Raw genomic sequence first — 12863 nt, 5'->3', positions numbered from 1 at the left:
GAATATCAACCGTGTCTGCCATCGCCTTCGCCGTTCGGCTGAGACTTAGGGACCGACTAACCCCGGGGTGAACAACATTGCCCGGGAAACCTTGGTCTTGCGGCGGGGGAATATCTCATTCCCCTTATCGTTACTTATACCTACATTTGCTTTTCCGAATCCTCCAGCGAGGGTCACCACTCGCATTCAACGGAGACGGAATGCTCCCCTACCGATACTTTTATAATTTGCTATCCCGCGCCTTCGGTATCTGCCTTATACCCGATTATTATCCACGCCCGGACCCTCGACTAGTGAGCTGTTACGCACTCTTTGAATGAATGGCTGCTTCCAAGCCAACATCCTAGCTGTCACAGGGACCGGACTTCGTTAGACTAACTCAGGCAGAATTCCGGGACCTTAGACGGCGGTCTGGATTCTTCTCCTCTCGGGGACGGACCTTAGCACCCGCCCCCTTACTGCAGGGCTACAAGCCGTGAGCATTCGGAGTTCGTCAGGACTTGACAGGCGGTGAAGCCCTCGCATCCTACCGGTCGCTCTACCTCTCACGGCGAACACCCGACGCGGCACCTAAATGCCTTTCGGGGAGTACGAGCTATCTCCAAGTTTGATTGGCCTTTCACTCCTACACTCGGCTCATCCGGAAGCTTTTCAACGCTTATCGGTTCGGGCCTCCATCACGTGTTACCGGGACTTCACCCTGGCCAAGTGTAGATCACTTGGTTTCGCGTCTGCCACCGCCGACTTAAACGCCCTCTTCAGGCTCGCTTTCACTGCGGCTCGGGATGTCCTCATCCTTAACCTCGCCGGCGACGGCAACTCGTAGGTTCATTATGCAAAAGGCACGCCGTCACATGATTAACATGCTCCGACCGCTTGAAGGCGCATGGGTTCAGGATCTATTTCACTCCCCTCATGGGGGTTCTTTTCACCTTTCCCTCACGGTACTGGTACACTATCGGTCTCACAGGAGTATTTAGCCTTGCCGGATGGGCCCGGCTGATTCACACAGGATTACTCGTGTCCCGCGCTACTCAGGATTACACTGGGTCATCGAAGGCTGCGCGTACGGGTCTGTCACCCTCTACGGATCCCCTTTCCAGAGGATTCCGCTCGCCTTAAATGTACCGTGTCGTGGTCCTACAACCCCCGCAACGCAATGATACGGTGCGGGTTTGGGCTCTTCCCCGGTCGCTCGCCACTACTGGGGGAATCATTGTTATTTTCTTCTCCTCGGGGTACTAAGATGTTTCAGTTCCCCCGGTTCGCCTCCCGAAATAAAGACGGGATAATACCTGAAAAGGTATTGGGTTGTCCCATTCGGAAATCCGCGGGTCAAAGGTCATTTGCACCTCACCGCGGCTTATCGCAGCTTATCACGTCCTTCATCGCCTCTGTGAGCCAAGGCATCCGCCATGCGCCCTTTCGTACTTTCTCAGCCTTATATCAATACCTCACCAAAAAAAAGTGGAGGATACCGAGGCTGTCGTTGAGTTCTGTCTGTCAATGCGCGCACACCATAACAATGTGCCGCTGACATCTTTACTTACAAGTCTTATGTGTCAATATGTCAAAGAACGGACCGGAGACATAACGCAATAAAGCGGAATGTGCCGGATGGTGGAGAATAACGGATTCGAACCGTTGACCTCTTGCATGCCATGCAAGCGCTCTAGCCAACTGAGCTAATCCCCCATAGACAGAGGCAGAACGTACAAGAAAGGATAGAACCTGAAAACTCTCCGGTAAAAGTACGTATACCATAATATACTCTCGCATTCGTCTGATTTGCATGCGTCCCTCCAGAAAGGAGGTGTTCCAGCCGCACCTTCCGGTACGGCTACCTTGTTACGACTTAGCCCCAATCACCGGTTTCACCCTAGGCCGACCCTCACGGTCACGGACTTCAGGCGCCCCCGGCTTTCATGGCTTGACGGGCGGTGTGTACAAGGCCCGGGAACGTATTCACCGCGCCATGGCTGATGCGCGATTACTAGCGAATCCAGCTTCGTGGGGTCGGGTTGCAGACCCCAGTCCGAACTGAGGGGCACTTTCAAGATTCGACACCGTTTGCACGGCACCTGCTCGCTGTATGCCCCATTGTAACACGTGTGTAGCCCCGGACGTAAGGGCCGTGCTGATTTGACGTCATCCCCGCCTTCCTCGCTCCTTGCGGAGGCAGTACCCACAGAGTGCCCGGCATGACCCGATGGCAACTGAGGGAAGGGGTTGCGCTCGTTATGGCACTTAAGCCGACACCTCACGGCACGAGCTGACGACAACCATGCAGCACCTTCACAGATGTCCCGAAGGACTTCATCATCTCTGAATCATTCATCTGCAATTCAAGCCCGGGTAAGGTTCCTCGCGTATCATCGAATTAAACCACATGTTCCTCCGCTTGTGCGGGCCCCCGTCAATTCCTTTGAGTTTCACCGTTGCCGGCGTACTCCCCAGGTGGGATGCTTAACGCTTTCGCTTGGCCGCCGACTGTATATCGCCGACAGCGGGCATCCATCGTTTACCGCGCGGACTACCAGGGTATCTAATCCTGTTCGATACCCGCGCTTTCGAGCATCAGCGTCAGTAATGCTGCGGCACGCTGCCTTCGCAATCGGAGTTCTTCGTGATATCTAAGCATTTCACCGCTACACCACGAATTCCGCGTGCCTTCCGCACACTCAAGCCCGCCAGTTCGCGCTGCAGGACCGTGGTTGAGCCACGGCGTTTCACAGCACGCTTGACAGGCGGCCTACGCTCCCTTTAAACCCAATAAATCCGGATAACGCCCGGACCTTCCGTATTACCGCGGCTGCTGGCACGGAATTAGCCGGTCCTTATTCGTGCGGTACCTGCAAAAGGCCACAAGTGGCCTACTTTATCCACGCACAAAAGCAGTTTACAACCCATAGGGCCGTCATCCTGCACGCTACTTGGCTGGTTCAGGGTTCCCCCCATTGACCAATATTCCTCACTGCTGCCTCCCGTAGGAGTCTGGACCGTGTCTCAGTTCCAGTGTGGGGGACCTTCCTCTCAGAACCCCTACCGATCGGTGCCCTGGTGGGCCGTTACCCCGCCAGCAAGCTAATCGGACGCATCCCCATCCCGTACCGGAATAACCTTTGCTCCGGAAAACATGGATCTTCCGGAGAACATAGGGCATTAATCCGTCTTTCGACGGGCTGTGCCCTGGTACGGGGCAGGTCGGATACGCGTTACTCACCCGTGCGCCGGTCGCCATCGACACGTCCGAAAACATGTCATGCTGCCCCTCGACTTGCATGTGTTAAGCCTGTAGCCAGCGTTCATCCTGAGCCAGGATCAAACTCTACATTGTAAAATATCTTTGAAGCCGAATGCCAAATGCCGCAAGGCACCAGGCAAAGGCCATTATTCTAATCCTATCAGAACGCCTTAAATCCGAATTAACAAGAGCCTGGCATTCATACCCTAACCGGATAAAAAATGACGGTTTTCATGTTATACCCAAGTCTCAACCACGGCATCCTGACACCGGGAAAAGACCTGCTTCTTGTACTACTTCTGTCTATGTTAAATCTTTCAAAGAACTCTTAATCAGTATGCTCAACAGGACTGCTCCTGAAAAGCGAATGCAAAGGTACACATTATCGGGAAAACAACAAAAACATAACGGGGAAAATATCACCACGTTAACATTTGTTTGATTTCTTATTGATATAGGTCAGAACAAAAACAGGAAATACATTATAATATATAATAAGATTATAATACATTCCAACAACAAATTCACTTATTCTTTCTCAACAGCATATATCCGACAATTCCGCCTATAATAGACGCAATAAATATACCGACCTTGGCTTGAACATAATTATTATGGCTATTAAATGCAAGCATGGTAACAAACATCGACATTGTAAAACCTATCGAAGCCAAGAACCCTAATCCTGTAATACGCCTCCATGTCATTGAGCGGGACCTTTTTCCCAATCCTGTCTTTTCCGTAATCCACACAGCAGTCAAAATACCTAAAGGTTTGCCCAACAACAATCCCATAAACACACCCAAGGCGACATTGTTCTCTATCAGGACAGACATATCAAAATCGACGAATGAAACTCCGGCATTAGCAAATGCGAATATGGGTATAATAACAAACGATACCAACGGTTGCATACTATGCTCCAATCTCTGCAGTGGAGGCATGGCTTTCAATGAATCAGACTGCACTTTCACAAGAATCTCCATCTGATCCGGCTCAAGTGTCCTGACATCATTTCCCTCCGTATTCTCAAATTTTCTTATAAGTTTCTTCATTCTGGCTATAAATGCCATTTCCGGAATCCTGGAATCGGCAGGTATTACCATGGCTGAAAGAACTGCGGATACAGTAGCATGCACACCAGACATAAGAAAAGCCACCCATACTCCGCCAATACCTAACACCCCATAGAATAAGACATTTTTTATTCCCATTCTATTCCCAATAAACATTACCATCAGAATAAACATTCCAACAGCCAGATTATCCAAAGATATATTAGATGTATAAAACAGGGCGATAACCAACACCGATCCCAAATCATCAACAATGGCAAGTGTCGTGAGGAAAACCTTTACGGATGCAGGGACCCTGTTGCCAAGCACATAAAGTACAGCCAAGGCAAAAGCAATGTCGGTTGCCATCGGTATACCCCATCCGCGGCTGACAGGAGTACCCCAGTTAAATAATGTATAGATAACAGCGGGCACAAGCATTCCGAATATCGCAGCAACCACAGGCAACGTCACTTTCTTAACATCCTTAAGCTCACCTCCAATAAACTCGTGCTTAAGCTCAAGACCGACGACAAAGAAAAACATTGACATCAACCCGTCATTAATCCAATGGCCAATACTGAAATTCATAAACGGATAATCATTAAAAACAAATCCAAGATGACATTCCAATAAAGAAGCATACTCGTCACGAAGCGGAGAGTTGGCAAGCAACAGCGCAACAAACACAGATACCGCCAAAACAACACCACTTGATTTCTCACGATGCATAAACTGCATGGCAGGCATAATCAACCTGCTTTCAAGACCTCTTCGATAAATATTCTTCATAAATACATTTTTGAAAGAATCATGGAAAATACTGAGACTATCCTGAAAACCCACTCCACAATCCTTGAATTAAAACTAAACAATAATATTTTGACTATAAGCGACTTACATATAAGCCCCCATTCAAAAGAACCATAAATTTCTTTTTCAAGTACAAATTTAGACAGAATCCCCGATATTTTATATGTAAATACGAAATAAATTAATATTTCTTTACTAAAAACCGGATATCTTCTTTAGAATGACATCCGGCTATATACATAAATATCATATTTAAAATATACTACAGAAAAAAACAATAAAACATAAATATACCGTTATACGAAAATAATATATTACTTTTGCAGGAAAAACAAAAACAGTATGGAACAGAATGATAAAACGCTATGGCAGATTGTGAAAAGCTATTTCAACGCACTGCCCGACAAGGAAAACGAAGAGGAGACAATCAGACAAATAAGCAGTGGTGTTGTTTTCCATGGCGCAAACCTATGGGTGCTGATATTTGCGATATTCATAGCCTCATTAGGCCTGAACACCAATTCCACCGCGGTTATCATCGGAGCAATGCTCATTTCACCTCTTATGGGGCCTATCATCGGAATGGGACTGTCCATAGGCATAAACGACCTTGAACTTTTGAAGCGTTCTGTAAAAAACTATCTTGTGGCAACAGTGATAAGCGTGCTCACCGCCACCATATATTTTATTATAACCCCACTCACCGAGGCACAATCCGAATTACTTGCGCGCACCTCCCCTACCCTTTACGATGTATTAATAGCTCTGTGCGGTGGTGCTGCCGGCATACTCGCATTATCGACAAAAGGAAAAGGCAACGTTATCCCCGGAGTGGCAATCGCCACAGCCCTCATGCCTCCGCTATGTACCGCCGGCTACGGACTGGCCGTAAACAACATGTCTTACTTCTTTGGGGCATTCTATCTTTTTTTCATAAACACCGTCTTCATCTGCCTTGCCACTTTCGTCGGTGTCAGGATGCTGAAGTTCAAGCCTAAGAAGTTTATAGATAAAGCAAATATGGAAAAGGTAAAACGCTACATTATAACCGCTGTTGTCATAACTATGCTGCCGGCCACATATATGACAATACAAATCATAAGAAAAAGCGTATACGGCAACAATGCAAGGAAGTTTGTCAAGAATGAGCTTGCATTTTCCGGAACCCAGATTATATCACAAGAGCTCGACGGCAAAGACAAGAAATTGAACATCGTAGCCGTAGGCAAACTTATCAGCCAGGAAACTATCAATAAGGCAAATCACAAACTAAAAGCATATAAGCTTGATGATTACAGCCTGAACATTATACAGGGGACACAGTCGGACAGTCTTCTGAAAAGGCTCAACAACGTCACCTTGTCGAAAGAAGCCGGGAATCAGAAACTTCTGGAACAGTCAGGACAGATAAACACACTTGAGAATAAACTCCTCCAATACACACGTTACGAGAACATGGGTAAGGAAATAGGCAAAGAAGTGAAAGCCATATTTCCGTCCGTTGAACGTATAAGCCTGTCAAATGTCACGGAATCCTATACTGACACGACAATATACAAACGCTATATATTGGCTGTAGCAGGCGGTGCAAAGATTAACGCAAGCGACAAAACAAAACTTCAGAAATGGCTGAAAGCCAGAACAAACGCAGACAGCCTGAGGCTAATAACCACAATGTAGCACAACAAAGAAAATCCGCAACACCCCACGCGAGGTATTGCGGATTCTTCATATATCCAAAGCCGGACATTCACAATAAATACTGTTTTATCTGTCCGTCACGGGACCAGACGAACCATATTTATACATTATATTCCTGCCAGCTCTTAATCTTTATATCCTCCTGCTTTATTGCACAGAATGCCTCGATAAAGGCCTTAGCCAACCTGACATTAGTCATAAGCGGAATATTGTGATCTATCGACCCACGACGTATACGATAACCATTTGTAAGCTCTCGCTTTGTCTGGTTTTTCGGAACATTTACAATAAGGTCGAACTTATGTCCGGAAATCATATCCATAACATTGTTGTCGCAATTCTCGTCAGGCCATCCAACAGCAATAGCCGGCACATCATTTTCATTAAGGAATTTTGCAGTACCTGCCGTAGCATATACCTCAAAGCCTTTTCGAACCAACTGTCTGGCTGGCTCGAGCAATGCCACTTTACCTTTCACTCCGCCAGAAGACATCAGTATAGATTTCTTCGGTATACGGTAGCCTGTTGCTATAAGAGCATTAAGCAGGGCCTCGTTCATGTCATCTCCAAGACATCCCACCTCTCCTGTGGAAGACATGTCAACACCGAGCACAGGGTCTGCATTCTGCAAACGTGCAAAAGAGAACTGAGAAGCCTTCACACCGATTCTGTCAATATCAAACTCACTCTTATCCGGCTGGGTGTAAGGAGCATCAAGCATTATCTTTGTAGCTGTCTCGATAAAATTGCGCTTCAATATCTTACTTACAAAGGGGAATGAACGGGAAGCACGCAAATTACACTCAATAACCTTTATCTCACGGTTTTTGGCAAGGAACTGGATGTTGAACGGACCGCTGATATTAAGTTCCTCTGCTATCTTACGGGCTGTTTTCTTTATCTGTCTGATAGTTGAGAAATATATATTCTGTGCAGGGAACACCATTGTGGCGTCACCGGAATGAACACCTGCATATTCAACATGCTCAGAAATGGCATATTCCACAACCTGCCCCTTATCCGCCACTGCATCAAACTCTATTTCCTTTGTATCTTGCATAAACTGCGACACTACCACCGGATACTCCTTGCTTACCTCTGTCGCCATCTTAAGGAATCTCTCCAGTTCCTCAGAATTATGACATACATTCATTGCCGCACCCGACAACACATAAGAAGGACGAACAAGCACCGGGAAGCCTACTTCGTCTACAAACTCCTGTATATCCTCAAACGAAGTCAGGGCACGCCATGCAGGCTGGTCAATACCGAGCTTATCGAGCATTGCCGAAAACTTGTCACGATTTTCCGCCCTGTCTATATTAATAGGTGAAGTACCGAGAACCGGAACACCGCGACGATGAAGCTTCATTGCCAGATTATTAGGAATCTGTCCACCGACACTCACGATAACACCCTTAGGCGACTCAAGATCGATAACGTCAAGAACACGCTCGAGCGACAGCTCGTCAAAATACAGCCTGTCACACATGTCATAGTCTGTTGACACGGTCTCGGGATTATAATTAATCATGATAGACTTGTATCCCAACTTACGTGCCGTCTCTATAGCATTCACAGAACACCAGTCAAACTCTACCGAGGAACCGATACGATAAGCTCCTGAACCCAGCACGACAACAGATTTTTCATTCTTGTAATAATCGATGTCGTGTCCGTCTACAGCGTATGTGAAATAAAGATAATTAGTAAGTTCCGGATGTTCGCTTGCCACAGTGTTGATACGCTTCACAGCAGGAAGAATCCCCTTCTGCTTGCGGTAACGTCTTACCTCAAGATTCTCTTTTTCCATATTTCCATTATGCGGTTTCAATACAAAACGTGCAATCTGGAAGTCTGAGAAGCCAGCAACCTTCGCCTCTTTAAGCAAAACGTCCGGCAATTCTTCAAGTTTGTTGTATTCCTGCAGTTTATGCTTTATGTCCACAATGTTTTTCAAACGTGACAGGAACCATAGGTCAATCTTTGTAAGCTCCTCTATGCGCTCGATAGAATATCCCTCTTCAAGAGCCTGGGCTATAGCGAAGATACGCAAGTCTGTAGGATTCTCCAACTCCTCGTCAAGATTTTCAAACCGAGTATGGTCATTGCCAACAAAACCGTGCATGCCCTGTCCGATCATTCTCAATCCTTTTTGAATCATCTCTTCAAACGAACGGCCTATAGACATTATCTCGCCCACAGACTTCATAGATGAACCTATAAGCCTGCTAACACCGGCAAACTTTGTAAGGTCCCATCTTGGGATTTTACATATCATATAGTCGAGCTGCGGTGCGTTGTATGCAGAATTGGGAGTACCCATCTCGCCTATCTGGTCGAGGGTATATCCAAGAGCGATCTTTGCTGCAACGAATGCCAAGGGATAGCCGGTGGCCTTTGATGCCAATGCCGATGAGCGGCTCAGACGAGCATTAACCTCAATTATACGGTAGTCATTTGTAACAGCGTTAAATGCAAACTGGATGTTACATTCACCGACAATACCGAGATGACGCACACAACATATTGAGATTTCCTGCAACATACTCACCTGTTCTTCAGTCAATGAACATGTAGGAGCAACAACTATAGACTCACCGGTATGTATTCCGAGCGGGTCGAAATTTTCCATAGAAGCAACAGTGAAGCAATGGTCATTGGCATCGCGGATAACCTCAAACTCTATCTCTTTCCATCCCTTAAGAGACTCCTCGACAAGCACCTGAGGAGCGAACGTGAATGCACTTCCGGCCAATTCCTTGAATACGGCTTCATCCTTACAGATACCGGACCCGAGTCCTCCAAGAGCATATGCAGAGCGTATCATCACCGGATAACCTATCTTCTTGGCGGCAGCAATGGCATCGTCCATATTCTCGACAGCCTCACTGACAGGAGTCTTAAGTTCTATCTCATCAAGTTTCTTGACAAACAGATCACGGTCTTCCGTATACATTATCGCATCTACGGATGTTCCCAGAACCTCCACTCCGTATTCCTTAAGCGTGCCGTTTGTGTAAAGTTCGGTACCGCAGTTCAATGCTGTCTGGCCTCCAAAAGCCAAAAGAATGCCGTCAGGACGTTCCTTCTTTATAATTTCCGTAACAAAATACGGTGTTACAGGCTGGAAATAGACCTTATCTGCAATACCTTCAGATGTTTGTATCGTAGCGATATTAGGATTGACAAGCACAGACGATATCCCTTCCTCGCGCAACGCCTTCAATGCCTGCGAACCGGAATAATCAAACTCACCGGCCTGTCCGATTTTTAAAGCGCCAGACCCAAGTACAAGCACTTTTTCTAACTTTTTCTTCATATCTTTTGTTGTTTCTATAAGTTGTCTGCTCTTTCAGCATGCAAAGGTAGATAAAATCCGCGAGATTTTACACCGTATGATTAAATAAAATACTTCGAGACACAGAATTTTATTCGTGGAAAAACAAGTGCCCGACACTTTGACCGATGGAGTTATTGGAACGCGTCCGTCTTCTGTCTGTCCTCACATGGATTTATTACTGGATTTCCAACCGCAAACAAGCGTAACAGGATACAATATGTAATAAAAATTCATAGCACGTTTCCATTAATTTCCAGCGCGAAGCCACAAATCTATAACACACTAATACTCAATATGTTAACAATAGCGAGCAACACGTCAAAAATGAACATGCCATTCACGCTTGATGAATAGCCTATTCACGACCGATGAACATGCCATTCATCGAGCATGAACATGCCATTCATCGGAAAAGAATTTTATACCACTCCCAATATGTAAATAGATTTCAAAAAAAGGAGACACGTATCGGATTTCCGCTAATATAAAGACACAACAATAAACATCTCCAAAACATCCAAAGTGATTTTCAAACAAAAAACAAGCATCCGAATATGTCCTTTATTGAAATAAAACTTTGTTTGTTTTGACTATACATATAAAAATGTGTACCTTTGCACGGATAATTCATGCCGGTACTGTTTTAAGCAAACATGACAGTATCAGGCTTACGTTAATTCTTGCAGGCATTTTATTTTTGAATATTAATTGATGATATCGGTAGAAGGATTAAAGGTTGAATTTGGAATAAGGCCGCTTTTCAGCGATGCTAGCTTCGTAATAAACAACCACGACAGAATTGCACTTGTCGGAAAAAACGGTGCGGGAAAATCCACAATGCTTAAGATTCTCTGCGGTATGCAGAAACCTACATCCGGCATTGTGTCCATACCGTCAGAGACGACTGTAGGCTATTTGCCACAGGTTATGATACTCCAAGACGACACAACCGTAATAGAAGAAACACGCAAAGCGTTCGACAATGTCACAAAACTAAAGGAAAGGGTTGACGAACTGAATCGTCAGCTGTCTGAACGCACCGACTATGAAAGTGAAGAATATCTCAAGCTTGTGGAACTTTTCACCAACGAGCATGAGAGATATGTAATGACCGGTGCCGACAACTGCGAAGCAGAAATTGAGCGCACACTCGCCGGTCTCGGCTTTGAGCGCAAGGATTTCAACCGCCCCACAAACGAGTTCAGCGGAGGATGGCGCATGCGTATAGAGCTTGCGAAAATCCTTTTGCAACGTCCGGATGTACTTCTACTCGACGAGCCTACCAACCATCTCGATATAGAAAGTATACAGTGGCTCGAGAAGTTCCTTTCACAAAGCGCAAAGGCTGTTGTGCTTGTGAGCCACGACCGGGCCTTTATAAATAATGTAAGCAACCGTACACTTGAAATATCATGCGGAAAAGTTGTCGACTATAAAGTGAAATACGATGAATATGTAGTATTGCGCAAGGAACGTCGAGAACAGCAGTTAAGGGCATACGAGAACCAGCAGAAGGAAATTGCCGACATGAAGGATTTCATAGAAAGGTTCAGATACAAACCCACAAAAGCCGTACAGGTACAGAGCCGCATCAAGCAACTGGCAAAGATTGTCCCAATAGAAGTGGATGATGTAGACAACTCTGCCATGCATCTTAAATTTCCTCCATGTCTGAGAAGCGGGGATTATCCTGTGATATGCAACGACGTGCGCAAGGATTATGGGCCACATACTGTTTTCAGCGATGTATGCCTCACCATCAAACGGGGAGAGAAAGTGGCATTCGTCGGAAAGAACGGTGAGGGCAAGTCCACGCTTGTGAAATGTATAATGAACGAGATTCCTTTCTCCGGAAGACTAAAAATAGGCCACAACATACAGATTGGATATTTTGCACAGAATCAGGCCCAGATGCTTGACGAGAGTCTAACCGTGTTTGAAACGATAGACAATGTGGCAAAAGGGGAAATAAGACTGAAAATAAAAAACATACTCGGTGCCTTCATGTTTGGAGGCGAGGCTTCCGAAAAGAAAGTGAAAGTGCTAAGTGGTGGCGAACGCAGCCGTCTTGCCATGATAAAGCTTCTGCTTGAGCCTGTAAACCTTCTGATACTCGATGAGCCTACCAACCACCTCGACATGCCGTCGAAAGATGTATTGAAAGAAGCGATAAAGGCATTTGACGGAACGGCTATCGTTGTAAGCCACGACCGTGAATTCCTCGACGGACTCGTATCCAAAGTATATGAATTCGGAGGAGGACGTGTGAAAGAACATATAGGAGGAATATATGATTTTCTCAGAGAGCACGACATTGACAGTCTCGATGCTCTTGGTATGGCAAAAAACGCAGAGAAACAATCGGACGGACATCGGGAGACAAAGACAACCCGTGAATCACAACAATCCGAGACAACGACAAACAAACTGACATACACAGAACAGAAAGAGCAACGGAAAAAAATAACAAGAATCCAAAAGGCAGTCAAAGAGTCTGAAACAGCCATAGAGAAAATGGAGAAACGGCTGAAAGAATTAGATAACATATTATATGAGCCGGAAAACGCATCCGACATGAAACTCATAACCGAATATACGGATATAAAACATAAGCTTGACACAGAAGTGGAAAGATGGGAACAGCTTTGCGAAGAACTGGAAGCAATGACAAAATAAAAACACTTGAGCATCCCAAAACCATACACAC

4 protein-coding genes, 1 tRNA gene and 2 rRNA genes (1 of these 7 running past the window's edge) are annotated in these 12863 nt (G+C 45.7%); 2 read left to right on the top strand and 5 right to left on the bottom strand.

Annotation, left to right across the window (positions count from 1 at the left end):
• The 4 genes from HPS56_RS12595 to nhaA all read right to left on the bottom strand — a co-directional run.
• Window positions 1–1437: ribosomal RNA gene (locus tag HPS56_RS12595) — 23S ribosomal RNA — on the bottom strand; it reaches 1463 nt to the left of the window's first position.
• A 181-nt stretch (window positions 1438–1618) separates the two neighbouring features.
• A tRNA-Ala gene (locus tag HPS56_RS12590) sits at window positions 1619–1695 on the bottom strand.
• Between the two features lie 111 nt (window positions 1696–1806).
• A 16S ribosomal RNA gene (locus tag HPS56_RS12585) occupies window positions 1807–3337 on the bottom strand.
• Together the 16S and 23S rRNA genes with 1 tRNA gene alongside form the textbook arrangement of a ribosomal RNA operon.
• 431 nt (window positions 3338–3768) lie before the next feature.
• Window positions 3769–5091 (bottom strand): Na+/H+ antiporter NhaA, encoded by a 1323-nt coding sequence (gene nhaA / locus HPS56_RS12580; RefSeq protein WP_172277301.1) that lies wholly within the window; start codon window positions 5089–5091, stop codon window positions 3769–3771.
• 363 nt (window positions 5092–5454) lie between these two features.
• On the opposite strand from nhaA, the gene HPS56_RS12575 reads away from it, so the two are divergent.
• Entirely contained in the window at window positions 5455–6792 is a 1338-nt protein-coding gene (locus HPS56_RS12575; protein ID WP_172277298.1) for a TIGR00341 family protein, read from the top strand.
• A 121-nt stretch (window positions 6793–6913) separates the two neighbouring features.
• Here HPS56_RS12575 and carB read toward each other — a convergent pair whose 3' ends face one another.
• Complete coding sequence (gene carB / locus HPS56_RS12570; protein ID WP_172277295.1) at window positions 6914–10135, bottom strand: carbamoyl-phosphate synthase (glutamine-hydrolyzing) large subunit; 3222 nt, start codon at window positions 10133–10135, stop codon at window positions 6914–6916.
• A 732-nt stretch (window positions 10136–10867) separates the two neighbouring features.
• Between carB and HPS56_RS12565 the strand changes: the two genes are divergently transcribed.
• Window positions 10868–12832, top strand: a complete 1965-nt coding sequence (locus tag HPS56_RS12565) for an ABC-F family ATP-binding cassette domain-containing protein (protein ID WP_172277292.1) — start codon at window positions 10868–10870, stop codon at window positions 12830–12832.
• Window positions 12833–12863: the final 31 nt, after the last annotated feature.

Origin of the sequence: Xylanibacter muris (genome assembly GCF_013166605.1) — a bacterium.
GTDB classification, from domain to species: Bacteria; Bacteroidota; Bacteroidia; order Bacteroidales; family Bacteroidaceae; genus Prevotella; species Prevotella muris.
This window is presented reverse-complemented; position numbering and strand designations above follow the sequence as displayed.

What these genes read in the sequence shown, in the direction of transcription:
- HPS56_RS12575 (WP_172277298.1), top strand. Translation starts at nt 5,455, where the DNA reads ATGGAACAGAATGATAAAACGCTATGGCAGATTGTGAAAAGCTATTTC.
- carB (WP_172277295.1), bottom strand. Translation starts at nt 10,135, where the DNA reads ATGAAGAAAAAGTTAGAAAAAGTGCTTGTACTTGGGTCTGGCGCTTTA.
- HPS56_RS12565 (WP_172277292.1), top strand. Translation starts at nt 10,868, where the DNA reads ATGATATCGGTAGAAGGATTAAAGGTTGAATTTGGAATAAGGCCGCTT.
- nhaA (WP_172277301.1), bottom strand. Translation starts at nt 5,091, where the DNA reads ATGAAGAATATTTATCGAAGAGGTCTTGAAAGCAGGTTGATTATGCCT.